The sequence below is a fragment of the Paenibacillus sp. SEL3 genome (assembly GCF_054602585.1).
In genome coordinates, this window is the sequence record NZ_CM137725.1 from 3651391 (window position 1) to 3676097 (window position 24707).

The following is a 24707-nucleotide window of genomic DNA, read 5'->3' on the forward strand; positions in this document are numbered from 1 at the left end:
GAGGGAATTAGATTTTGAAGAATAGATGGTCCGGTTTTCTGGCGTTGGTCATCCTGATTTCAAGTTTTACATCATATGCAGGGTTTGCATCTGCAGCAGAAGCAGTGCTTTCCAAGATTGTCCTTTCGTCTAACGAGGTAACTTTGCAACAGGGGGATACAGCTGCATTGACGGCTACGGCTGTTTTTAGTGATGGGACAACCTCAAATGTAACCGTAAGCACGGATTGGAAAAGTGATAACACAGCTATTGCTACTGTGTATAATGGTACAGTTTCGGCCAAGGCTGAAGGGGAAGCCACCGTGGTTGCGACCTATAAAGATAAGGTACAATCGGTTCAGGTACATGTAACGAAAAAGGTTAAGGCGCTGACATCTAGTGTACAAAGCCTGAACTTGCGTTCAAGCGGTACAGGACAGGTTGATTTGACAGCGACATACAGTGATAATACAACAGCTCAGGTTTCGGGTGATGCTACTTGGACCTCGGATAATCAAAAGATTGCAACTGTAGTTAACGGTTTGGTTACCGCTCAGGGAGCAGGTACAGCCAATATTAAGGCCGTATATGGTCAGCAGACCGTAACCATTGCTGTACAGGTAGAGCAAGTTAAACGTCTTGATGTCAGTTCATCAGAGGTTTCTCTTTTGCTGAAGGATACTGAGAAGGTTAAACTTTCAGCGACGTTCCCGGATGGATCGGTACAGGACGTGACAGAGTCCGCTGAGTGGAGCTCCAGCAATGCAGCTGTGGCGGATGTACTGAAAGGCACCATTACCGGCTATAGCGCGGGAAAGGCGACAATTACAGGTAAATATGGCACGATGTCCGCTACGATTTCGGTGGATGTCGATCAAACGAATAAGCTGAAAGCCAGCGAATCCAATATTTTTCTCCGTTTGGATGAATCTAAAAAAATACAGGTTTCTGCTGTTTACCCGGATGGAACAGTAACGGATATCACGGATAAAGCTACTTGGGCATCAAGCGATGAAAAAATTGCAACGGTGAATAAAGGAACGATTATGGCCATCGGTGCGGGTTCGGCAACGGTGACCGCTAAGTATGGAGATAAGACCGTTTCGATCAAGACAGATGTCGAAACCTCTAGATTTCTGGATTTGAGCGAGGACAAGCTGAGCTTGAATGCCAAGGAATCCAAAAAGCTCAAGCTGACCGCAACGTACGTAACAGGTACGGAAGAAGATATCACAAGTAAGGCAGAGTGGAAGTCCAGCAATGAAGATATCGCTTTTGTCAGCGCGGGGGAAGTCACAGGTTATAAAACAGGTGAGGCTACCATCACCGCTTCTTATGGCGGCAAAACAGCTACAGCTACGGTATCCGTAAATGTACCCGGGGATCTGTCTCTGTCCTCCAAAACGGCAACAATTGATATTAATGAGGACTATACTGCAACTTTGACGGCTACTTATGCGGATGGGCGTAAGGAAGATGTAACACAGGATGCAGAATGGGCTTCAAGCGCGGAAGATATTGCCTCTGTGTCCAAAGGAACGATTACGGGTAAATCTGCTGGTAAAGCGGTTATTACAGCGACCTATAATGGCAAAAAACTAACAATTAACGTACAAGTGGGCCTTGTAGACCGTCTGGAAACAGACTCGCGTGTAATTGCGCTTGGTGCTCAGGAAACGAAGCAGCTGAAAGTAACAGGAGTTAAGAGTGGTGGTACAAAAACAGATGTAACCAAGGATGCCACCTGGACAACTAGCAATGTAAAAGTGGTTGAAGTTAGCGAAGGTTTGATCAAAGCGAATGGTAGTGGTAAGGCAACTGTGACTGCTTCATATGGCAAGCAAAACATTACGTTTACGGTAGAAGTGGACGTAGCGCAAAAGATTGAAGCGGATGCAATCGCGCTATCGCTCAAATCTGGAGATCAAAAAACCATCGCGATTGTGGTTAAATCGAGCGATGGTAAAGAAAAGGATGTTACAACCCAAGCTGAATGGAAAACGTCCAATTATAAGGTAGCCACTGTTAAAAAGGGTCAGGTTACCGCGGTCAGCTACGGTAAAGCTAACATTCAGGCGAAGTTCGGCGGGAAGATCATCAGCGTACCTGTAGATGTTGATACGCTTAAATATTTGCAAACAGACGAAGTCGCCTTGAATTTGAAGGCAGGACAGCTGGCTAAGGTTACGGCTACAGCCACGTATAAGGATGAGTCGGAGAAGGATGTTTCCAAACCGGCTGTCTGGTCCTCGTCCAGAATTATTGTGGCGACCGTCAAAGACGGTAACATTAAGGCACAGGGCAAGGGCAAAGCAGTAATTACTGTGAAATATGCAGGTAAAATGACGAAGATACAGGTAACCGTTCAGTAATCTGTAACCCGACTAAAAAGAAAAAGAGCAAGCATACGTCCAGCGACGATATGCTTGCTCTTTTCTTTATAAGGGCGAATTCTCTTTCCCTAGGACAATGTAGGGGAGAGGTAGTCGCCTTGTTTTATAGAGGAAAAGTAATTGGTTTAAAGCTTAGAAATTACGACTTATTCTTCTTGATTGATGGGTTGCGTGTAAGTGATTCGGTCAAACGCTTGCCAGTCGGCGTCTGAGCCAAGCCGCCTTTGGCGGTCTCGCGGTGCTTCGACGGCATCGCGCTGCCGACTTCAAGCATCACGTCAATGACTTCGTCAGACGGAATAGCGCTGCGCACACCCGCCAAAGCCATGTCCGCTGCGGCAAGCGCAGTCACGGCTCCCAGCCCGTTGCGCACGATGCACGGAATCTCCACGAGTCCGGCGACGGGGTCGCAAATCAGGCCGAGCGTGTTCTTAAGAGCGAGGCCCACGGCGTGAACAGCTTGTTCAGGCGTACCACCGCGCAGCTCGACCATAGCGCCAGCGGCCATCCCGATAGCTGAGCCAATCTCAGCCTGACAGCCTCCCTCCGCGCCAGAAATGAAGGAGTTGTTGGCGATCACGTAGCCAATGGCTCCAGCGGCGAATAGGCCGTTCACCATATGCTCATCATCCCAGCCGAACCGTTCCTGCGCACTGATGAACACACCAGGGATAACTCCACATGAGCCTGCGGTAGGAGTGGCGACAATGCGACCCATAGATGCATTAACCTCCGACACGGAGAGGGCATAAGCCATGGCGAGCGCGGAGGCATCACCGGAGCAGGTCTCCCCTGACCGCAGATACTCGGCCAGGCGCTTGCCGTCGCCGCCCGTCAATCCACTGCGGGATACGGTGTCTTGTGTCTGACCGCGATGAACAGCTTCCTTCATGATTTCATAATAATCAGACATTTGGCGAAAGATTTCTTCCTCCGTTGTATTCGTTTCTTGTACCTGCTCTTGAATCATCAAGCGGCCAATCGTGGTGGATTCTTCAGCGCATAAAGCGCTGATCTCATGCAGATGGCTAAACCGCATCGGATTCAGCTCCTTTTTTCAAATTAATCATCTTAATTTCATACATATGAGGTAAAGAACGCAGTTCCGCAATCAGTTCAGCTGGAGCAGAACTGTCCGTTTCAATGGCGGTGAGTGCTTCACCATCCCGGCCTTTGCGATCTACGTGCATATAGGCAATGTTAATGTGGGCCGCGCCCAGCGCTGAAGTTATTGCGCCCAATGTACCGGGCTTATCCGAGTGGAGAAGCACCAGCGTAGGCAGCTCCCCGGTCAGATTGACCCGGAATTCGTTGAGTTGCTGGACATGGATGCTGCCGCCGCCGATGGAGGAGCCCAGCAGTGTGCGCTGATCCTCGCCCTTCCACAACTCGAAACGGACGGTGTTCGGATGAGGAGCGGGGAGTCCACTGACGGCGAATTCCACGGTCATCCCGGCTTGCTCGGCCCATTGCTCGGCATCTGGAATCCGGTGATCGTCCGTATCGTAATTAAGCAGTCCTGCGATGAGCGCCAGATCCGTACCGTGTCCTTTATACGTATCGGCAAAGGAGCCGTACAGTGTCATACGGGCACGGTCAGGCTGCGCCCCGAGCCAGTGCCGGGCAACGCGTGCGAGTCGCACCGCGCCTGCAGTGTGTGAACTGGAAGGTCCGGTCATGGCCGGGCCGATAATAGAAAATACATCTTTGAAACGCATGGTGTGGCCCCCTGTGTGTTCTAATACCATACTATATGGTATTTCCGCGTCTTTGCGCGGTTATGACGGTTCCTAATGCTGACGCACAATGTGAGCACAAAAAAGGACAGGATAAGGAAGTTTCCCTTATCTCTGTCCTCGTTACCTGAGAGTTTCGTGCGGTGTTCTTACCGCCTTACCCCTTGGGTGGCTTGCGCTCTCTCCAGAGTTGCGTCAGATGACGATACATGGACCTGAGAGATTATCCGCCAGCCGGGTGCTGGCGTCTTGCTCCTTCGGTGCCGCCAGAGTGTAAGCCTCCTGGACAGACTCTCCCGTCATCTTCATTCGCGTATACCGTTCTACATGTCTTTCTTAGCGTAATGTATGACGTGCTCGGTGTCAATCACAGGGTTCAATTTTTACATAAACGAGGATTTTGCAAAAAACCAATAAGCGACTTCCAATGAACAATATATAGATCGAAATGGCCTAGTTCGTCTAGATATCGCGCTTTGGAGCGATTGGAATCGAATTTTGCAAAATCCTGAAACAGGTGCATTTCCAATAAAAAAGATTAAAGTTTACATAATTGTGGATGAAATCAGGAAGGAATTAGAAGATTGGCGGCTAATCTGATAGAGGACAAGTACATTTATGGAAATCATAGGAGGGATATTGACGTATGGTAAAAGGCTTGCGGTTCACAGGTTCACGCTTAAAAGGGATGCTGCATCTAGCAGCGATCGTTTCACTGCTGATCGGGATCTTCGTTCCGTTCGGTCAGGTCAAGGCAGAGGGAGCATTGACAGTAGCCGAAGCACTTCAGGGCCAAAGCAGTGGAGGTACGGTGACGGTAGAAGGTTATATCGTCGGACATGCTACCGGATCGAAAACGGCTAACTTTTCTTCTCCGTTTGCGAATGATTTTAACGTACTGATTGCCGACCAGGCCAATGAACGTAGCACGTCTAATCTATTGGATGTGCAGCTGACATCTGCGTACAGAGGGCAATTTGGGTTAACAGGTCATCCTGGACTGGTCGGCAGCAAAATTCGCGTGACAGGTACGCTTGGTGCCTACAATAATTTTGGTGGAGTAAAAAGTCCAAGCGCTGTGGAACTGGTGAGTGGAAGCGAGCCGGGGGAACCAGGTGAACCTGGCGAACCTGAACCTGGCAACCCGGGTCAACCCGGTACTACACTGCCGGATGGAAAAGGCAAAAAGGTGCTGTTCGATAATACGCACGCACAGACGGCTGGTGCAGCAGATTGGGTCATTGAAGGCGCCTTCTCCGACTTTGCCAATGGATTACGTAATGTAGGCTTTACTGTGGATCAATTGAACCGCCCTATTCCTTTTACTTATGGAGAACAGGCCATAACCTATGATAAGCTGCGCCAATATGATGTGTTCATCATCGGTGAAGCGAATGTGGCCTTTAAGGCATCCGAGCAGGCTGCCCTGCTGCAATATGTGAATAACGGGGGAAGTGTCTTCTTCATCTCCGACCATTATAATGCCGACCGTAACAAAAACCGTTGGGATTCCTCCGAGGTTATGAATGGCTACCGTCGTGGAGCCTATACTAATCCGGCCAAAGGCATGACTGCAGAAGAAGCTGCATCGCCGGCGATGCAAGGGCTAACTAGCTCTGATTGGCTGGCAAACAACTTTGGTGTTCGTTTCCGTTACAATGCGCTTGGCGATGTAAATGCTACGGACATCGTAGCCGCAGATCAATCCTTCGGCATTACCAAGGGTGTACGCTCGATTGCCATGCATGCGGGATCTACGCTGGCTATTATTGATCCTACCAAAGCCAAAGGAATTGCCTATATCCCGACAGGTACAAAAAAATGGGGCAATGCAGTAGACCAAGGAGTCTATAACGGCGGAGGCCGTGCGGAAGGACCTTATGCCGCTATCTCCAAGGTAGGCCAAGGCAAGGCAGCATTCATCGGTGATTCTTCCCCTGTAGAAGATGCTACACCTAAATATGTGCGTGAGGAAAACGGACAGTCAAAGAAGACATATGATGGCTTCAAAGAAGTGGATGATTCCACCTTCCTGGTGCAAACGGTCCAATGGCTTGCATGGAAGCAGGACTACACGAAATTGTCTGATGTGGCAGGTTTGACTCTGGATCAACCAACGAAGCTTCTGCCATTCGAGGAACCAGCGGCTTCCACGGAACCGCAACCTGAGCCTTGGTCTGCTCCTGCAGCAGGCTACAAATGGTACGATCCTAGAACATTCAAGTCTGGCTCCTATGGAGCGGCTTCGTAAATTATATTGTCAGGAGCTCAATGTGAGCTTGGGTTAGTTAGTCGTTTGATCCCTGCTGAGGGATCAGGCGACTTTTTTTGTGATGAAAATTAACCTGTGGTTGGTTATTTCATTACATTTTGTGCCAGAAAGGCCGCACTATTGCTGGATCATTGATTTTTTAAATGATGTTGATAGCATAATCTTAATTGATATATCCATATACTGGTGATAGGATGTATTCAAATTATTCCGACAAAAACGGTATGTAATGTTCATGAGAGGTTTTAAACATCAAACATGGTGAGAATAAGCGGGACAAGACCATGGAGAATGGAGGAAGCGCGCATTGAATACCGAACCTGTGTTGGAAATTAAAGGATTATCCGTATCTTTTCGCATCCAGGATCAATATCACCCCGCAGTCGACCATCTGGATCTGACGGTCAACCCCAATGAAGTGCTGGCTGTAGTCGGAGAATCCGGCTGTGGCAAAAGCGCGTTAGCGCTTTCGATCCCGCAACTGCATGACATGGAACGCACGCGTGTAGAGGGGGAGGTCTTTTTTAAAGGAACGGACTTGAACCGTCTTTCCTCAGGGCAAATGAATAAAATCCGCGGAGCGGGAATTGGCATGATCTTTCAGGACCCGTTGACAGCACTCAACCCGTTGATGAGCATTGGCAAGCAGATTGAGGAAAATCTCGATTATCATACGTCACTATCTACGAAGCAAAAAAGGGAACGTGTGCTTGAGCTGCTGGAAAGTGTAGATATACCGAATCCAGTGCGTGTGTATGATCAGTATCCGCATGAACTGTCAGGAGGGATGCGGCAGCGTGTGATGATCGCGATTGCCATAGCTTGCCGACCTTCTCTTATTATTGCAGATGAGCCGACGACTGCGCTCGATGTAACGATCCAATCGCAAATTCTCGACTTGCTCAAACAGCTTCAACAGGAGACTGGGAGCGGTATTATCCTGATTACGCACGATCTTGGTGTTGTGGCAGAAGTAGCCGACCGCGTGGTGGTCATGTATGCCGGAGAAATCGTGGAGAGCGCTGATGTTTTTGAATTATTCAGGCATCCACAGCATCCGTATACGCGTTCTTTGCTTGCTTCCATGCCGGGATCGCATACCAAGGGGGAATCACTGCATGTCATCGGCGGCATTGTTCCCTCATTACAAGATATCCCCCGCAATAGCTGCCGCTTTGCTCCACGTATTCCCTGGATTCAGCAGAGGGTGCATGAAGACCATCCCCAATTAAATGAAATTTCCCCTGGACATTGGGTCCGTTGTACATGTTATCAGCATTTCCATTTTGAAGACGAGGCAAAGGGGGAGGCTGCTCATGGCACTACTGGAGTTAAATGATTTGAGGGTGCACTATCCGGTGCGCGGTGGTTTCTTCCAGCGTGTTATCGATCAGGTGAAAGCAGTGGATGGCGTGTCGATCAGCATTGAGGCAGGCCAGACCTACGGGCTGGTGGGGGAATCTGGCTGTGGGAAAACGACGACAGGCAGGACGATCATCGGTCTAAATAAGCTGACGAGCGGACGGATTTTGTTTAAAGGAAAGGACCTTGCAGCTCTAAGTAGTAACAATCGTCATCCATTGCGTAGAGATATTCAGATGATTTTTCAGGACCCATACTCTTCGCTTAACCCGCGTAAGCGCGTATTGGATGTCATTGCTGAACCGCTGCGAAATTTTGAAAGGCTGAGTAGTGAGGAAGAGCGGAGAAAAGTACAGACGTTGCTGGAAAAGGTCGGCTTGAACGCCGATGCAGCCTATAAATATCCGCATGAATTTTCCGGGGGGCAACGACAGCGGATCGGGATCGCGCGTGCGCTGACATTAAACCCCAAGCTGATCATTGCTGATGAGCCAGTGTCAGCACTGGACGTTTCCGTGCAGGCACAGGTGCTTAATTTTATGAAGGATGTGCAGCAGGAATTTAATTTGACGTATTTGTTCATCAGCCATGATTTAGGTATTATCCGCCATATGTGCGACCAAATCGGTATTATGTATCGGGGCCGTCTAGTGGAGCAGGGGAGCGAGCAAGATATTTATGAGCGTCCACAGCATCTGTATACCCAGCGCCTCATTGCAACCATTCCCAATATTGATCCTACAAAACGGCTGGAAAATGCTCAAAAAAGGCGAATGCTTTTATCCTCCTACAAAACAGAGCTACCCAAACATCTAGACGCGAGTGGAAAACCGTTTGCACTAAAATCAGTAAGTCCATCCCATCAAGTCGCACTACCATAAGGGGGGTACAGAAATGTGGAAATTTACACTGCGTCGGCTACTGGTTATGATCCCTCAACTTTTTGCACTGAGCGTGCTTATATTTTTCCTAGCTAAGGCTATGCCGGGGGATGCCCTGACAGGACTTATTACCTCGACACCCAATCTGAATCCGGCCGCACTGGAAGAACAGCGACAAAGACTGGGACTGAATGATCCGGTGTGGGTGCAGTATGGGAACTGGCTCGTCCAGCTTGCTCACGGGGATCTGGGCAAATCTTATGTACATAAAATTAGCATTACCGATCTGATTGGCAGCCGTCTGGGGAACACGTTCTTTCTGGGCGTAGTTATTCTGGTTCTGACGTATCTGATCGCCATTCCGCTCGGCGTACTCAGCGGTCGTTATCAGCATAGTCTGCTGGACAAAACCGTCGTGGGCTATACCTATCTCAGCTTTGCGACACCTCTATTTATACTCGCGTTGCTGCTGCTGTATGTATTCGGCTTCAGGCTCGGCTGGTTTCCAACCAGCGGCAGTGTGGATGTAGGTGTGGAGCCGGGGGCATGGTCATATTACGTGAACAAGTCGTATCATCTCATTTTACCGGCGGTTACAGGCGCATTGCTCAGTACAACGGCTACGATTCAGTATTTGCGCAATGAGGTCATTGACACAAGACTGAAGGATTTTGTGAAAACAGCGCGTTCCAAAGGGGTGCCCGAAGGTAAAATTTATTCCCGCCATATTTTCAAAAACTCTCTATTGCCGATTGCTGCCTTTTTGGGCTATGACCTGACGGGAGTCATTGCAGGCAACATTTTTCTTGAATCTATTTTCGGTTATCCGGGGTTGGGCCAATTATTTCTTCAGTCCATCACTCAACGGGACTTTTCAGTCGTGAACGCGCTGGTCATGATTTCTGGCTTCTTGGCACTATTAGGGACCCTTTTATCTGATGTCATCCTGAGCAAGGTCGATCCCCGCATTCGAATTGAATAGCGAACAAGTCTAGAGAAAGGGAGGGATTATGGTGTCTATACAGGTGGAGGAGGTCTTCACGCCGGAAATCATTCATAAATCACCATCCAGTTGGTCTGTACTGCGTCGTGAGCTGGTGCGTGACAAAATGGCCTTGGTTTCCATTGGCTTTGTGATTCTGTTCTTGATCTTTATATATGCCTCTGTCCTGTTTGTAAATCAGGATGTAGTCACGACGGTCGATTTGGGCGCGATTCGTGAAGCTCCAGGCTCAGTGCATTGGCTGGGGACAGATCGAGCGGGCAGAGATATTTTCGGCCAACTGGTCATTGGAGCCCGCAATTCCTTCACTATTGGCTTTACGATTACATTGTTATCCGCCGCTATTGGCTTAACATTAGGTTTACTGGCTGGTTTTTATGGGGGAATGGTCGATAACATCATCATGCGAATCATTGATTTTATCCTGGTGCTTCCATTCTTGATGCTGGTTATCGTATTTGTCAGCATTGTACCCAAAAGCGGCATAGGGTCCTTTATTTTTATCATGACTGCCTTTTTATGGATTGGAAAAGCACGCCTGATCCGGGCCAAAGTGTTGTCGGAGCGCGAACTGGATTATGTGCAGGCTTCCAAAACCCTTGGCACACCCAATTGGAAAATCATCTGGTTTGGCGTGCTGCCCAATCTTAGCTCGGTCGTGATCGTCAATCTGACCCTCAGTCTCGCGGGAAATATCGGGATTGAGACCGGGCTTTCTTATCTCGGCTTTGGCTTACCGGAATCTACGCCAAGCTTGGGTACACTGGTGAGTTATGCCAATGACCCGGATGTTTTGCAGAATAGCTGGTGGATGTGGTTACCTGCCTCACTGCTTATTTTGGTGTTAATGCTGGCGATTAACTTTATTGGCCAGGCGCTCAAACGCGCCACGGATGCCAGACAACGATTGGGTTAACTGAAGTTCAAGGATAAGGATAATGACAAGGAGGGATTTACAATGGTTAAACACTGGAAAAAAGGGATTCTGCCTGTTCTATCTGCAATTTTAGTACTTTCATTGGCGGCATGCAGCGGTTCGCCTTCCGCTTCAAATGGAGGGAAATCGTCTGACGGTACAGGCGGCTCAGGGTCCGACAGCAAACAGGTGAATGCGACAGCGCTGGCGAAGGCGGTCAAGAACGATAAGGCACCGATTAAGGGTGGCATCATCAATTATGCACTCGTGTCTGATACCCCCTTTGAAGGCATTCTGAATCCTGTATTTTATGATGGCAATCCTGATTTTGAAGTCTTCCAGTTTTTTTACCCTTCTATGTTTTCGATTGACTCCAATCTGAATATTGACAATAAAGGGGCGGCGACGATTTCCTTTTCCCCAGACAATAAGGCGGTGACTGTGAAAATTGATCCCAAACTGAACTGGACGGATGGTAATCCCGTAACGGCGGAGGACTATGCTTTTTCCTATGAAGTGATCGGTCATAAAGACTACGAAGGTCCGCGTTATGATAGTTTTATGACGAATATTGTGGGTATGGAAGATTATCACTCGGGTAAGGCCAAAACCATTTCTGGCATCAAAGTGCTCAATGAGAAAGAGGTTACCATTCATTTCAAGGAACCTAATCCTTCGGTGAAATCGGGACTTTGGTCTACACCCCTGGAGAAAAAGGTGTTTCAGAATATCCCCGTGAAAGATATGGCCGGATCAGACCCTGTCCGTAAAAATCCGATTGGCTATGGGCCGTTCAAAATTAAATCCATGGTTACAGGTGAATCTGTGGAATTTGTCAAAAATGAGGATTATTTTCACGGTGTACCCAAGCTGGATGGCCTTCATCTGAAGGTGGTGAACCCGAATGTCATTACCGAGGCGCTGAAAAGTGGAGAAGTCGACTGGGCCAGCTATCCAACCACCCGTTACAATGAGGCCAGCAATCCAAAAAATGTACAGTTTCTCGGTCAGGAGGAATTATCTTATAGCTATGTAGGCTTTAAGATGGGCAAATTCGATCAGGCCAAGAGTCTAAATATCATGGACCCGAACGCCAAGCTGGCGAACAAGTCATTACGTCAGGCCCTCGGCTATGCGCTGAATAACGAGCAGGTTGGCAAGCAGCTCTATCATGGGCTTCGGACTCCTGCGACATCCTTGGTCCCGCCCGCCTTTAAGGGATATCATGATGTGAATGCGAAGGGCATTGCGTATGATCCGGACAAGGCAAAAAAGCTGCTGGACGAGGCAGGGTATGTGGACACCAATGGAGATGGATACCGTGAGGACCCTAAGGGCAAGGAACTGGTGCTCCATTATGCGGCAATGAGCGGGGATGCGACAGCCGAATCGCTGGCGAAGTTTTATTTGCAAAATTGGAAGGATGTCGGGCTTCATGTCGAGCTGGTGGACGGTCGTCTGCTTGAGTTCAATTCTTTCTATGACCGTGTGCAGAAGGATGACCCTGGCATTGATATTTTTGGCGGCGCATGGAGTACAGGTACAGATGTAAACCCTAGTGGGCTGTATGGACGCGGAGCCAGCTTTAACTACTCGCGCTTTACCAGTGAAGAGAATGATAAGCTGTTGCAGGAAGGGGTGTCTGTGAAAGCCTTTGACGACAATTATCGTAAAGATATATACAATCAGTGGCAGGCGTATATGAGCGAGGAGGCACCCATTGTACCGACGTTATTCCGTTACTCGTTGGAGGCAGTGAATAATCGGGTAGCCAATTACGATATTACCCGTGGCAAGGAGTATGATGCAGATACGTTTGCGAATATTACGTTGACTGCGGAAAAAGCAGAAGTAGCCCAATAATCTAAAAAAAGCGCAATAACCTGAAGAAGAAGCGCGAACCGGTTTGATCCGATTTTGCGCTTCTTTTGACCTTTTATGCAATCATTCTGGGGATTCTCGAAGGGAGAGAAGGAAGACGGAGATACGTCAGCTTCAATACTTCATTGCGGTATGCGAAGAACTGCATTTTACGAAAGCTTCGGAAAAGATCGGAATCTCCCAACCCACACTTAGCTTGCAAATTAAGGCGTTGGAAGAGGAATTGGGCATGACTCTTTTTGACCGTGCAGGCAAGAAAATTAAGATGACAGATGCCGGGAAATTGTTGCTGCAACACAGTGTACATGCGCTCAAGGATTTACAGCAAGCAAAGGCTTCCATTGAGGAGTTGCGCACCGAGCAACGCGGGAGTTTGCGGATTGGTATCGCATTACCGGAGCTGGAGGAACCATTACAAGAAATGTTTATCCATTTTCATCAGTCATTTCCTAGAGTCAGCTTGCACATCCATCCATCATTTGATGTCACAGAACAGCTGCTGGATAACCGAGTGGATGTTGGCATCACGCTGCATTCGGGTACGGATGAAAGGCTTGTCCAGCTTCCTCTTCGTACGGAGAACTACTGTCTTGTTGTTCCGGTAGAGCATGTGTTTTCCAACCGTTCTTCCATTACGCTGGACGAATTGAGGCATGTACCCTGGGGGATGCAGCCAGAGTGTCATCCCGGCAGGAAACTGATTGAGAAGTGCTTCCGTGATCACGGGTATCCCTTTGCAACTGTCTTGGAGACCAATTCCATACCTTCCATCCTGCGATGGGTGCAGGATGGACTTGCCGTAACCCTACAGACGGAGTCCCTTGCAACAGAATTGGATCACTCACAATTTTGCACTGTACCTATTTTGTGCGACGTGCTCCAGGGTCAGCTAGAGCTGGTTTATCGGTCTGGCCGTTATCAGGGAGAAGCGTTGAAGCAATTGATTAAAGAGATACAAGCTGTACTAACCGTGCGTTCCAACTAGTGGCAACCCTGATGAGTATCACGAGCTTTAATGTGTACGAACTTCCAGCCTGCGTGCAATCAGTGACATACTGTAATTGACAGCAAAGTACAGGAAAGCTGCGAACAGCAGGGCTGGAATGACAAAGGATTGATTTTGCCCACCGACAATCTGAATATTATGCGTCAGCTCCGGCAAACTGATAATGACAGCCAGTGAGGTATCCTTGAATAGGGAAATGAACTGGCTGACAATCGGGGGCACCATGCGACGAAGCGCTTGGGGCAGAATGATATGCCATAAGGTTTGAGAATAGCTTAGACCAGAGGAACGTGCGGCTTCCACCTGTCCTTTATGGACCGAATTCAGACCGCTACGCACAATCTCGGCAATCATGGCTCCCTCGAAGATCGACAGGCCTGTAATGGCTGCCCACTTGAGGGAAATGGAAAGACCGATAGATGGTAAAACCATGCCGATGAAGAAAATAATGAGCAATAATGGAAGATTGCGAATGAGATCAATGATAAAGGCTGCAACCTGTGAAATGACAGGTAAGCGGGTATAGCGCAGGATGCCGAACATGATACCGAGAGCGAAGCTGAACACGATAGAGTAAATAGCAACCTCCAGCGTGAGCAGGAAGCCCTCCAGTATAAAACGCACATTAGGCCACACAAACAATCCACCGAAATCCATACAGGCTTCCCTCCTTAGGATGTTTTGGACAGACGCCGTTCCATGTACAGTACAAGAAAGCTAAGCGGAACTGTCAAGATAAGATACAACAACGCCGTGATGACGTAGACTGTGATGGGCAGGAAGGTATCCGAGTTAATGAGGTCCGAGTAATACATGAGATCCAGCCCGGCCACAATAGCCAGCACGGAAGAGTTTTTGACCAGATTAATGAATTGGTTGCCGATCGCAGGCAGCACAATTTTGATGGCTTGCGGTAAAATAATGCTGATCATCGTCTGGTTGTAACTCAACCCGGAGGACCTTGCCGCTTCAAATTGCCCCTTGGGCACAGATTGAATGCCGGCACGTATGGCTTCAGCAATAAAGGAGGCTGTGTATACGGTCAATCCAAGCGTTCCAGATACGAATCCGTCCAAAGGGATGCCCAAAGTGGGAAGCCCCAGATAAAAAAACAGCACGACGATCAGCAATGGGATATTGCGGATGACCTCTACATAGACGGTACCGATCCAGTTTAGCCATTTAAAAGGCGCAATTCGGAGGATGGCAATAATAGCTCCCAGAATAAAGCTTCCGATCAAGGCAATGACACTAGCTTGAACCGTATGAAGCAAGCCTTCTCTGAAACGGTCGCTATGATCGAAAAGTACGTTGATATCAAAAGTAAGCATCTACAGGTATACCTCCTTATCCAGACTTAAGAAAGGAAGGAGCTCGCAAGCGCGGCTCCTTCACAAGAATACTATTCGGGCTTAACCCCAAGCCATTGCTCGTGGAGCTTATCGTATTCACCGTTGCTTTTCAGTTCCTTGATCGTATCATTAATGGCTTGTAGGAGTTCGGTTTGTCCCTTCTTTACTGCAATGCCGTAAGGTTCCTCTGTGAAGTTCCCGCCTACAAGAATATAATTCGGATCTTGCTTCTGCATGCCGAGCAGAATAGAGTTATCGGTAGTTAACGCTTCTCCTTTACCTGCTTTGAGGGCATTGAAAGCATCCTGATAGTTTTCGAATTCTAATATCGTCGCTTCTGGTGCTTTTTCACGGATATTTTTGGCGGAAGTAGAGCCTTTCACGGCGAGCACCTTGGTATTCGGGGTCAGGGACTCCAGCCCGGTGATGGGGCTCCCCTTTTTCACGAGTAGAGATTGCCCGGCGTTAAAATAGACGTCGCTAAAATCAACCTGCTTTTTACGTTCATCCGAAATGGTCATCGTCGCGATAATGGCGTCGATGTCCCCGTTTTGCAATAAGGTGATTCGTGTTTTGGACGTGACTTCTTTTAGTTCAAGTTTGGTTTCATCGCCAAAAATATGTTTGGCTACAGCCTTGGCGATGTCGATATCAAAACCTTCTACTTTTCCGCTAGCCGGGTCTTTCAGTCCGAACAGCTTGGTATCGTATTTCACACCAATGACTAGTTTGCCACGCTGTTTGATCGCTTCCAGTCCGTTGGCTGCTGCCGGCTCATTTCCCGGCGTTGCCGCTCCTTCTTTGCCTCCGCAGCCTGCCAAGACGAGCAGACAAGATAAAGCTACCAGCACCAAAGTACTCCATTGAAATCTTTTTCTCATCAGAACATTCCCCTTTCGATTTACGCTACATTGGTAAGTCTGTTTAATGATGAATCAGACGGCTCAGGAACAGGCGGGCCCGTTCTTCACCCGGATTCTGAAAAAATTCGGCAGGTTGGCCGTCTTCCAAAATCTGTCCTTTGTCCATAAAAATCACGCGGTCCGCCACTTCACGTGCAAAGCCCATTTCATGAGTGACAATGACCATTGTGATGCCCTGATGGGCGAGCGAGCGCATAACATCCAGTACCTCTCCGATCGTTTCGGGATCAAGAGCTGAGGTAGGCTCGTCAAACAACATAATTTTTGGATTCATCGCGAGCCCGCGGGCGATCGCGACCCGCTGCTGCTGTCCACCAGACAATTGGGCGGGGTAGCTCTGTGCCTTTTCCTCGATTCCGACGCGCTTTAGATAAGTGATGGCTGTTTGAGTAGCTTCTTCTTTCGAGATGCCCAGTACCTTCATAGGTGCCAGTACAATGTTTTCAATTACCTTTTTGTGGGGATACAGATTGAAATGCTGGAACACCATTCCGATATTGCGACGGAAGGCATTAATATCAATCTTTTTGTCATGTACAGGGATCTCGTTAACGATCAGTTCCCCATCCGATATCGTTTCCAGACGATTGATGCAGCGAAGCAGGGTGCTTTTACCCGAGCCGGAGGGACCGATGATGACGACGACCTCGCCCTCCTTAATCTGAAGATTAATGTCTTTGAGTACATGAAAGTGACCGTAATGCTTGTTGACATTGCGAAACTGGATCAGAGAGCTCACCCCTTTTAGGCTTGGATACATAGCTTAGTAGACGGATTGACATGACCAAGCTCTATTAGAATTTAAAAATTTCTCTCATGATACTATAAGCTTACAATAAAAAACAAGATTTTATGTCATAAAACTTCACGTGTAATGTATTTTGGTGTGATTTTTACTAGTGAACTATTATTTATATGATGAAAATGAGTAAACATCCGTATTTTTATGTTATTAAATTTCACATAAATTATTGATCCCCGACAAGCCAAGGGAGAAACGTGACAAAAGCAACGCTATGTTTTACAGTAGGGAAGAAGGAATTTAGGGTAAAGGAAGGTTAGACAATGACGAAAGCTATTTCACCGCTAGTCACGGCATTGGGCATGGAGCCCCATCCAGAAGGCGGCTGGTACAAAGAGATGTGGAAGGCCAATTTTCAAATTCCGAAGCCTGTATTGCCGGATGTATATTCTGGTCCGCGCTTTGCAGCTTCGTCTACGTATTTCTTGCTGCATCCGGGTGAGTTCTCCGAGTGGCATGTGGTCCATTCTGATGAGCTGTGGTTATATCATAGCGGAAGCCCTGTAGAGTTGAAATTGGGTGGAAGCGGAGAAGAGCCTGGTGAAGAAACTGTGATTATTGTTGGTGCAGATGTGGAGGCAGGACAGCATCCACAAGCACTCGTCCCAGGAGCAGTATGGCAAACGGCACGTCCGCTTGGGGATGAGCCCGTACTGGTAACCTGTGTGGTTGCACCAGGATTCCACTTTGATGATTTCAAGTTGATTGCCAAGAATCCAACTGAATCGTAATGTGAACATTGGCGGGTGTATTTCTGTAAATGAACAGGAATGGCCCGCCTGATTTATTTTTACTCATAAAAATAGGCGCTTTAATGGCTTTAGGTGCTTAGTTTGGCCTGAACAATGAGACGATGGGTGGGATTTATGAGAGGGTCACATGTAATCAGGGTGAGCAGCTTTTGTTTTTTGAAGCTTTTCAGAACAGACACGTCCGTAGGATCGACCATCTTCAGGCTATAAACGCTATATACATATTGGTTACCCCGAGTGTTAACAACAATCTTATCCCCGATCTTCAATTCATTTAGACGATTAAATAAACGTCCAGAGGTGCGGGCTCGATGAGCAGCAACGGCGGCATTCCCCGCCTGTCCCAGCGTCCCCGTTTCCGGCATATGTACAGCCGCGTGTCTCATATTTATCCTCGTTGCGCCTTCCAATACAGGGAGCTTTAAAGCAATACGACTTATACTAATAGTGGCTATGGGAGTTTGTTCATTAGCGCTTCCAATGGTAACAGGGGGTGTGGAAGTATTTTGTCGTGCTTCACGAGCCGGGACTTCCGTAAGAGTAGTGGACAAGCGAGCATAGCTGTCCGTAAGACTGGGGGGCCATAGCGCATCGCTTTTTCCTGATGGTAGTTCTGCTGCTTTTAATAGCTTGCTTTGTTCCCGATCCTCATTCCATTCCGTCGCTTTAGGAAACAAAATAAAAAGTAAGCCTAACAAAATAAATACGTAGGAAAGTTTACGCAGACTCAGCAATCTCGCCTCCCCTAAGCAAAGTACGGATTATACATATTTTTTTGAAAAATGCCCCATTCCCGGCTCATTCCAATCGGAAATGGAATGAGGCGAGAGATCAGGGCAGGTGATCCATTTTATTTTTTGTTCGTCCGTGTGAATTTCAACAATACGCCCCACATAACCAACGCTATGCCTGTCAAATAGAACGGAACGGGGCTGCTTTCACCTGTTTGGGGCAACTGATGTACCGCAGGTGGATCCTCTGGCTCTTCTGGCTCTTTCCCGGGAACCTTGACACGGATCTTAGGTTTGGGATCGTCTTTCGAATCCACCGGAGGAGAAGGATCTTGATGAGGCATGACGGCTGGCGGCTCCGGCGGTATAGGTGCAGGTTCCTCCTGTAGAAGGGCTATGTCCTCCGGAGACATTGGGAATGACGGAGGAACGGTTACAGACGGAGTATCGGGTATTTCCGGATCTCTGTCATGTTTCTTACCTGAGCCTCCAGACGGGGGTGACGGGTCTGGATGAGTAGGCGTTCCTGGTTCGTTTTTCTTTTCTTTACGGTTGGTGATCACAATCTTTTTTACACCAGAGCTTTGTCGCAGTGTTGCGTCTATTTTGATCTCAAGCTTGCTCTCGGTGATTTTATAGCCCTCCGGTGCTGCCAATTCCTCCAAGATGTAATCGTCATGAAGCAAGGAGGAAAAGATGATTTTGCCTTCCTGATTGGTGGTCTGAATGAGAGGGGCTCTTTTTTGACCTTTATCATAGAGTGCAAACTGTGCGCCAGGCAGTACCTTCTCAGGCATATCCTGGTCTACCTTGGTCAACTCAAGACTTTCGGTCACACCCCCGCCGGAACCGGAGCCGGAAGACGTTCGTACGATGATTTCCTGGCTGGTTTCCCGTATCTCTGTCGTCAAGCGATCCCCCTCAAAGGCAACCTTATTACTCACTTTGGCTTTGTCCTCAGCATGAATGAATGATTGGTATTCAAGAATAAAAGCAGAGGAAATATCCTTGGCAAAAGCAAGTTCAAAAGTTTGCTGGCCTTGAGCATCTGTTTTGATATACAGCTTGTAATCTTGGTTTCTAATCAACTCGGTGCCCTTGGTGGTATTTCCGTTGGCAGCGATGATTGTAGAGTACAAATGAAAGGAATCCTCGATTAAGATTTGATTGCTGCTAGGCTGATCTATAATTTTAGCGTTGGATACATGTGACTGTCCTTCATTGATGCGGATGCTCCAGTCGATCTTATTTCCATTTTGTGTACCGACTTTAGATACATATTCTCCACCATGAGGTACCGTGACTTGCGCTGCCCATTTGGAGACTGTTTTTTGTCCATCCAGTAGAAGGGCTTGATTATGAATTTCCTTGTCAATCAGTTCTCCTTCCAATGAAGTTTGAAAGGTAATCCAGTAGGGAGTCTGTATCTGCTCCTTGAACTGGATACGCAATTCATTCCCATTTTGCTCGGAGGGAGGGATAATGGTGTATTGATCTGCCGGGATTTCAGCCCCTTTTTGTACGCCATCCCACCATCCCAGCAAGGTCATATCGTGTACTTTCACGGAGCCGGGCAGTAACTTCTGACCTTGCAGCAAGGGGTCTCTCACTTCCGCGTGGTTTAGGATCTTGCGATTGTAGTTGGCTTTAATGTCCCAGGTAATGAGCTTGGAGGTCGCATTATAGCTTCCTTGCTTGGCACCGTTTCGTTGTGTCATAAAGTCCGGCCAGATCGGGCACTCCACGGCATGCGATGATGTTTCTCCGTCTTCAAACTGGTATTCTATAATGGATTTATTACGAAACTCAGGCTTCGTCGTATCCGTTTTCCAGTCATTGTTATAGGTGGTTGAATACTTGATCGTATAAGCTTTATGAATGGTTTTATGAAATTTGAGCGTAAATCCTTGTTTATAGTCCTGTGATAGCGGAATCAGCTCATAATCCGTGGGGGCACGTAGCTCCGTTGTTCCGTCAACAGTTTGAATTTTCAGGGTGTCCGGCAACAAGGCCAAGCCCCCGTTTGGAAACACATCGTGAATGACAATATTTTTCATGGTGTACAAGTCTGTATTAATGGTAATCACCCAAGGTATGATTTTGGTGTTGTAATTGGGTGTGTCATACATTTTAGTCATAACTCCGCTTGTGATTTCTGTCGATACGATCTTCTGGATTCCATCTGAGGTTATGATGTTTATAACTTTTCCATTTTCATAGACACGGCCTCTGGCTTGAGTCTGGTATCGGATGGTATAGGCTGAATCTACGTCAAAGTTAAATTGAAGTTTGAAGCCGTTGCGGTCCGGATAATCAACTGGGATGACAGTATACGCCCACGATGGGAGTTCCTCCAGCGTGTTTCCTTTAAATACTTTCAAGGAACCGGGTAGCAATTCTTGAGTTTTGTTGAAATGATCAATTAAAAGAGCTTTGGCTTCGGGGATTTTTGTCTCGCCGAAGTTGTATCGTATGGCCCACGAGAGTGTTTGTGTGGCATGATCATATTTTTCAACCTTTTTGGACAAAAACTCACCACGTTCTACCTGAACAGTACCGGTAGCAGCAACGTTCTCTATCGCATCTCCTGAAAGCGTTGCTGTGTTGGAAAAACGAGTTTCGTCGCCAGTAATGCGCGTGGAATATTGAATCTGGTAGGCCGTGTTCATGCTATCGTCTTGAAAACGAATCACAAACCCTGTCCCGGCCTGATCTGCTTCAATGGCATATTCACTCGCATTTACTAGGTCTCGAACAACGGTCGATCCGTCGATATTGACTTGGAGATGATAGAGCCGGATAGAGTCTCTTCTGAGTTCCAGTCCTAAAGGAATTGGATCGGTGATGAAGGCATGCTTTACGGTGTTTAGCTGTTTGTTCACATCAATGGTCCAGTCGATCTGATTTGTGCCAGCTAGTTTCCCTTGTTTGCTTAGGGACGGCCCTGACTGGGGCTTTACATTCACGATGACCGTTTGCACCCCGCCTTTGATCGGAATCGCAATGATGACCTCTGTACTACCTTTCACTATTTCTTTTGTAAACTCGGTTTTGATTTGCAGTTTGCCGCTGACATTGGAATGAGTCTCTACATATGGGTTAAAGGTCATGATCACCTTGCCCTGACGATCTACTGTGAAGTATCCCACGGTTCCGTCGGTAGTGACTAACGGAGATGAGATATCAGTGTAGATGACAAACTGTTCTGGTAAGTGAAAGGTGAAAGTGTCTCCTGACTTATAGGTATTGTCAGGAAGCTCCCATTCATAGCCTAGTTGGATGGCTGATCCGATGTCGAATTGGCTGTCGGGACTATATACTGCATCAATGACATGCCCTGATTCGTCGGTCAGGCTCAACTTCGTTAGTATGCTCTGCGGAGTTGCATCATGTTGAGATTTTGAACTGACTGCTCCTTGAACGAAGGGGGGCGTATTTGAAGGAATCTCCCTGGGAGGTTCAAGGTTTGGGACACCGTATACAGTATCCGTAACGGTATGTGTAGGATCGGATACAGCACTCTGCGGCAGTTCTGGGGCTGGAGCATCTGCGTAAGCCAGTGTTGCGTTGAAAAAGCTTTGGACAATGAGCAATAAGGCAATGATCATTACATTTATTTTTGTTCTCATGCTCCAAGTGATTCTCCTATTCATCGTAATATGGCAATGCTTCGTTCGAAATTAGTATATTCAGCATGCTAGGCTGACATGACTATCCCAATAGAAAAAAAGCCCTGATCATAGCGATCAGGGCTTTTTTCGAGATAGGCATAGCAAATTGTGGTGGATCTATGTAAAAAAGGGCATAATAAAAAGCTCGTTCATCTGGTAGCTGGCTGCCATCCGGATAGGAAGGCCCTATAGTTTTGCGTCACTGCCTTTCGACAGCTTTGCCATTAACTTGAATAGCTTGTGCGTCTATCATCTATCAAACTGGTTTCATGTAACCTCTCATTTACAGCTTGGAACGGTTCCCCCACTTCTTGCGGAAGGAATGAGGTGTTTCTCCTACATGCTCCTTGAACAGGTTAATAAAATGGCTCGTATTGGGAATACCTACGTACCTTGCGATATCCACAATGGACATGTCACTGGTTTTAAGCCAGCTTTGAGCGGCCGTGATACGGACATTAATGAGATAATCAATCGGAGAGAAACCGATCTGCTTTTTGAAATTTTTAGCCAAATTAAACTTGTTTAATTCAAACATGTCTGCCAGCGAGTCCAGTGTTATTCGCTCACAGTAGGACTGATCCAAATATTGCTGTACCCGACGTACTTCGCTGAGGGTTTCAGCATTCACATGCTGGTGATCATAGGGATGCTGCAAGATGCACATCAGTATTTCACCAATGAGCCTGGACGTTAGCAGTTCAGCGGAAAGACTTCTGTCAGACTGCCCACAAATCAGAGCATGCAGTTTGTCCAATATAATATACGGATTATGCATGGATATTACCGGTTTATTATGCTTGGCAAATTGTTCGTAAAAGTTTCCGATCAGGTTGCCGTACAGGTATAAGCTGATAAACTCCCAGGCTTCATGACCGGAGGTGCTATATTGCACATACTCCTCACAATTAATAAAAAACAAATCATGAGGCTTTAAAATATATTTCTTGTCCCGGTATAGTAATTCTCCCTTACCAGACAACGTAAAAACAAGCAAAAAAGAGGCGAGTTCTTTTCTTTCCACCGTAAAAGCAGAAGTTTTTTGGAAGTAGCCTAATTCCTGAATATATAAAAGGGATTGCTTGGCAAAAGCGGAGGGAGTGCGCACAATTACGACAGGTTCGCCGTTCCAGAGGCCCTCGTTGTTTTTTTGGTCTGTTGTCATATTCAATTCCTTTACAAAGAAGCAATTTTATCTAGCTTATCTTGGTTTGATTTAACCAATATATAATGGCTGATTAAACATGATTTACTATATATAAAAGTTTATTTTATCACATGAAATATGTCTATATATCAAAATATGTTTGTAAGTTTTATAGAAGCCTCGCTCTTATGGACATCTAACCTGATCGTCCGTATAAAAGGTCGAATATTGTTGAAAGAATTCTGAGGTCATCATGGATTCAAATCCTTTCTGGGGTCAAAGATAGAATTAGTGCTGAAAAAGATATCTTACATGCCCATTCAACTTTTCCCTTCACTTCTCCTTTCGGTTTAAGAAATTTAGGACTTGGTTCTGATAAAATGGTTCGTAAGGCTTATTATTAAAAATGAGATTTTGGGCCTAGTGTTGTGATTTAGTTCACGAACATGAATGTAAAAAAGAGAGATATATGCATAAAAAATTACGCAAAAAGTGGCCTTACGCGTTTCATCAAGAGTGCTTTCAACTTTGGAAATGACACGGGCAATGATATGATGGGTAATACAGGTATAGTGCTTTACTTACTCGACAGTCAGTTTGGAGGATTACAGGATGGGAAAACCCAAAAATACGAAAACCGCAGCGGCTTGGTCGCTTGTTATTCTAGGGGCAGGCTTTGCAGCCACATTGCCCTTCCAGCAATATGGCTGGGCTCGTTTGTTAGCCGGAGCTTTTGAGGCAGGACTTGTAGGGGGACTGGCGGACTGGTTCGCTGTCACTGCTTTGTTCCGTCATCCGCTAGGCATTCCGATACCACATACCGCGCTGCTTCCTAAAAATAGGGACAAGCTCACAAATGCCTTGGTGAGTACGGTGGAAAATAACTTGCTAAACAAAGACAGCATCGCGTCTAAAATTGCAGATATTCGTTTGGCCGATTTGGTGCTGGGTGGTGTGGAAAAAGGTTTGCGCACGCCGGAGGCGGCGGCATCCATAGATGTTCTTGCCAAGCGGCTCGTCCAGTCGCTCCCGCTCGCGGAATTGGCTCCGGTCATCGTGGCAGAGCTCAAGCGGCAGATGACTGACTTTGACGCCGGACCGCTGCTGGAGGCGCTTGCTCGTCAGACCAGCGAGAAGGGTTATGATCGCCGCGCGCTGGATTACACGCTGGAACAAGCCGAGTCCTGGCTTTTGCGACCCGAAACGGGCTATACGCTGGGTACCTTAGGTATGCAGGCTGTCAGCGGTTTGCAGGTGAGCGGACTGATGCAGTTTGCCTTGAACGCATTCCTCGGCTATCTGAACGAAGAGCGTATGGGTGAAATGATTCGTCATTTTTTGCTGGATCAGGTAGCAGAACTGCAAAGGGAAGAGCACCCGCGCCGTCAGGCCGTGCTGGATGGTCTAAGAACACAGGTGACCCGATTGGCGACGAAAGATACGGTTCAGGAAGGGTTGAACGGCTGGAAGGATAGCCTTGTTGAAGCCTGGGAAGGTGATGCGTCGGTGCTGGGAAAAATGGAGGAACTGCGTATACGCTTATTGGACTACATGGAAGACGGAAGCTATGTGCAGACCTATATTTTACCGCTATTGGATCGAATGTTGACTGATTTAAGAGGGAATACCGAGCTGCTGGACAAGATTAATGTGCGAATTGTGGAAGGTATTACTGGACTGGTGGAAGCCAACCATAGTCGGATTGGTAACTTGGTGCGCGAAAATGTAGACAAAATGGATAACAAATCCCTGATTGCACTGATGGAGGACAAACTGGGACAGGATTTGCAGTGGATACGTATTAATGGCGCAGTTACAGGCTTCCTGATCGGCATTGTGCTGACAGGTATCCGTATGCTAATCCAATAGATCAGAAAAAGCTACAGATAGGGTTGTGGAA

General features: G+C 47.3%; 19 protein-coding genes and 2 riboswitches. Of the genes, 10 read left to right on the top strand and 9 right to left on the bottom strand.

Translation table 11 applies throughout. The features are described from left to right. Positions 1-14: 14 nt before the first annotated feature. Positions 15-2351, top strand: coding sequence for an Ig-like domain-containing protein (locus ACYCS5_RS16875; RefSeq protein WP_029514661.1), 2337 nt, complete (start codon positions 15-17; stop codon positions 2349-2351). A 160-nt stretch (positions 2352-2511) separates the two neighbouring features. On the opposite strand, the gene sdaAA is transcribed toward ACYCS5_RS16875, so the two are convergent. Then, a complete protein-coding gene (gene sdaAA, locus ACYCS5_RS16880; RefSeq protein ID WP_459759809.1) occupies positions 2512-3411 on the bottom strand; it encodes an L-serine ammonia-lyase, iron-sulfur-dependent, subunit alpha in 900 nt (299 codons plus the stop codon). Then, positions 3401-4090, bottom strand: coding sequence for an L-serine ammonia-lyase, iron-sulfur-dependent subunit beta (gene sdaAB, locus ACYCS5_RS16885; RefSeq protein ID WP_069010729.1), 690 nt, complete (start codon positions 4088-4090; stop codon positions 3401-3403). Before sdaAB ends, sdaAA begins: the two co-directional genes overlap by 11 nt. A gap of 211 nt (positions 4091-4301) precedes the next feature. After that, positions 4302-4417, bottom strand: a riboswitch (glycine riboswitch). Between the two features lie 337 nt (positions 4418-4754). Between sdaAB and ACYCS5_RS16890 the strand changes: the two genes are divergently transcribed. The 7 genes from ACYCS5_RS16890 (at position 4755) to ACYCS5_RS16920 (ending at position 13408) form a co-directional block, all read left to right on the top strand. Next, positions 4755-6359 carry a DUF6359 domain-containing protein gene (locus tag ACYCS5_RS16890; protein WP_459759810.1) on the top strand — a complete coding sequence of 535 codons (1605 nt, stop codon included), beginning with the start codon at positions 4755-4757 and terminating at the stop codon, positions 6357-6359. 328 nt (positions 6360-6687) lie between these two features. Then, positions 6688-7719, top strand: coding sequence for an ABC transporter ATP-binding protein (locus ACYCS5_RS16895; RefSeq protein WP_069010731.1), 1032 nt, complete (start codon positions 6688-6690; stop codon positions 7717-7719). Continuing rightward, positions 7697-8623 carry an ABC transporter ATP-binding protein gene (locus ACYCS5_RS16900; RefSeq protein WP_209949239.1) on the top strand — a complete coding sequence of 309 codons (927 nt, stop codon included), beginning with the start codon at positions 7697-7699 and terminating at the stop codon, positions 8621-8623. The genes ACYCS5_RS16895 and ACYCS5_RS16900 overlap by 23 nt, the downstream gene beginning before the upstream one ends. Positions 8624-8636: 13 nt before the next feature. After that, a complete protein-coding gene (opp4B, locus tag ACYCS5_RS16905; RefSeq protein ID WP_459759811.1) occupies positions 8637-9605 on the top strand; it encodes an oligopeptide ABC transporter permease in 969 nt (322 codons plus the stop codon). A gap of 28 nt (positions 9606-9633) precedes the next feature. Continuing rightward, entirely contained in the window at positions 9634-10542 is a 909-nt protein-coding gene (locus ACYCS5_RS16910; RefSeq protein ID WP_029514668.1) for an ABC transporter permease, read from the top strand. A gap of 42 nt (positions 10543-10584) precedes the next feature. Further along, the gene (opp4A, locus tag ACYCS5_RS16915; protein ID WP_318627675.1) at positions 10585-12405 is read left to right on the top strand and encodes an oligopeptide ABC transporter substrate-binding protein; all 1821 of its coding nucleotides are present in this window, start codon (positions 10585-10587) and stop codon (positions 12403-12405) included. 43 nt (positions 12406-12448) lie between these two features. Beyond that, a complete protein-coding gene (locus tag ACYCS5_RS16920; RefSeq protein ID WP_459759812.1) occupies positions 12449-13408 on the top strand; it encodes a LysR family transcriptional regulator in 960 nt (319 codons plus the stop codon). Positions 13409-13435: 27 nt separating this feature from the next. On the opposite strand, the gene ACYCS5_RS16925 is transcribed toward ACYCS5_RS16920, so the two are convergent. The 4 genes from ACYCS5_RS16925 to ACYCS5_RS16940 form a co-directional block, all read right to left on the bottom strand. Next, the gene (locus tag ACYCS5_RS16925) at positions 13436-14086 is read right to left on the bottom strand and encodes an amino acid ABC transporter permease (RefSeq protein ID WP_340884134.1); all 651 of its coding nucleotides are present in this window, start codon (positions 14084-14086) and stop codon (positions 13436-13438) included. Positions 14087-14100: 14 nt separating this feature from the next. Beyond that, positions 14101-14760 (bottom strand): amino acid ABC transporter permease, encoded by a 660-nt coding sequence (locus ACYCS5_RS16930; protein WP_307351781.1) that lies wholly within the window; start codon positions 14758-14760, stop codon positions 14101-14103. A gap of 71 nt (positions 14761-14831) precedes the next feature. Next, positions 14832-15662, bottom strand: coding sequence for a transporter substrate-binding domain-containing protein (locus ACYCS5_RS16935; RefSeq protein WP_459759813.1), 831 nt, complete (start codon positions 15660-15662; stop codon positions 14832-14834). A 43-nt stretch (positions 15663-15705) separates the two neighbouring features. Beyond that, a complete protein-coding gene (locus ACYCS5_RS16940; protein WP_069010735.1) occupies positions 15706-16464 on the bottom strand; it encodes an amino acid ABC transporter ATP-binding protein in 759 nt (252 codons plus the stop codon). A 305-nt stretch (positions 16465-16769) separates the two neighbouring features. Here ACYCS5_RS16940 and ACYCS5_RS16945 point away from each other — a divergent pair, with 305 nt between their 5' ends. Next, positions 16770-17237: a cupin domain-containing protein gene (locus tag ACYCS5_RS16945; RefSeq protein ID WP_029514674.1), complete on the top strand. Its 468-nt coding sequence runs from the start codon at positions 16770-16772 to the stop codon at positions 17235-17237. Positions 17238-17326: 89 nt separating this feature from the next. On the opposite strand, the gene ACYCS5_RS16950 is transcribed toward ACYCS5_RS16945, so the two are convergent. The 3 genes from ACYCS5_RS16950 to ACYCS5_RS16960 form a co-directional block, all read right to left on the bottom strand. Further along, a complete protein-coding gene (locus ACYCS5_RS16950; protein ID WP_029514675.1) occupies positions 17327-17992 on the bottom strand; it encodes a class D sortase in 666 nt (221 codons plus the stop codon). A 116-nt stretch (positions 17993-18108) separates the two neighbouring features. Continuing rightward, positions 18109-21618, bottom strand: a complete 3510-nt coding sequence (locus tag ACYCS5_RS16955) for a collagen binding domain-containing protein (RefSeq protein ID WP_029514676.1) — start codon at positions 21616-21618, stop codon at positions 18109-18111. 194 nt (positions 21619-21812) lie between these two features. Next, a riboswitch (cyclic di-GMP riboswitch) is annotated at positions 21813-21893 on the bottom strand. Between the two features lie 50 nt (positions 21894-21943). Next, positions 21944-22825, bottom strand: coding sequence for an AraC family transcriptional regulator (locus tag ACYCS5_RS16960; protein ID WP_029514677.1), 882 nt, complete (start codon positions 22823-22825; stop codon positions 21944-21946). Positions 22826-23419: 594 nt separating this feature from the next. Here ACYCS5_RS16960 and ACYCS5_RS16965 point away from each other — a divergent pair. Next, positions 23420-24676 carry a DUF445 domain-containing protein gene (locus ACYCS5_RS16965; protein WP_069290903.1) on the top strand — a complete coding sequence of 419 codons (1257 nt, stop codon included), beginning with the start codon at positions 23420-23422 and terminating at the stop codon, positions 24674-24676. Positions 24677-24707 lie beyond the last annotated feature (31 nt).

Coding starts and splice junctions, on each gene's coding strand:
- ACYCS5_RS16960 (WP_029514677.1), bottom strand. CDS start 22,825: ATGACAACAGACCAAAAAAACAACGAGGGCCTCTGGAACGGCGAACCT.
- sdaAB (WP_069010729.1), bottom strand. CDS start 4,090: ATGCGTTTCAAAGATGTATTTTCTATTATCGGCCCGGCCATGACCGGA.
- ACYCS5_RS16910 (WP_029514668.1), top strand. CDS start 9,634: ATGGTGTCTATACAGGTGGAGGAGGTCTTCACGCCGGAAATCATTCAT.
- ACYCS5_RS16955 (WP_029514676.1), bottom strand. CDS start 21,618: ATGAGAACAAAAATAAATGTAATGATCATTGCCTTATTGCTCATTGTC.
- ACYCS5_RS16890 (WP_459759810.1), top strand. CDS start 4,755: ATGGTAAAAGGCTTGCGGTTCACAGGTTCACGCTTAAAAGGGATGCTG.
- ACYCS5_RS16930 (WP_307351781.1), bottom strand. CDS start 14,760: ATGCTTACTTTTGATATCAACGTACTTTTCGATCATAGCGACCGTTTC.
- opp4A (WP_318627675.1), top strand. CDS start 10,585: ATGGTTAAACACTGGAAAAAAGGGATTCTGCCTGTTCTATCTGCAATT.
- opp4B (WP_459759811.1), top strand. CDS start 8,637: ATGTGGAAATTTACACTGCGTCGGCTACTGGTTATGATCCCTCAACTT.
- ACYCS5_RS16940 (WP_069010735.1), bottom strand. CDS start 16,464: ATGTATCCAAGCCTAAAAGGGGTGAGCTCTCTGATCCAGTTTCGCAAT.
- sdaAA (WP_459759809.1), bottom strand. CDS start 3,411: ATGCGGTTTAGCCATCTGCATGAGATCAGCGCTTTATGCGCTGAAGAA.
- ACYCS5_RS16925 (WP_340884134.1), bottom strand. CDS start 14,086: ATGGATTTCGGTGGATTGTTTGTGTGGCCTAATGTGCGTTTTATACTG.
- ACYCS5_RS16945 (WP_029514674.1), top strand. CDS start 16,770: ATGACGAAAGCTATTTCACCGCTAGTCACGGCATTGGGCATGGAGCCC.
- ACYCS5_RS16965 (WP_069290903.1), top strand. CDS start 23,420: ATGGGAAAACCCAAAAATACGAAAACCGCAGCGGCTTGGTCGCTTGTT.
- ACYCS5_RS16935 (WP_459759813.1), bottom strand. CDS start 15,662: ATGAGAAAAAGATTTCAATGGAGTACTTTGGTGCTGGTAGCTTTATCT.
- ACYCS5_RS16900 (WP_209949239.1), top strand. CDS start 7,697: ATGGCACTACTGGAGTTAAATGATTTGAGGGTGCACTATCCGGTGCGC.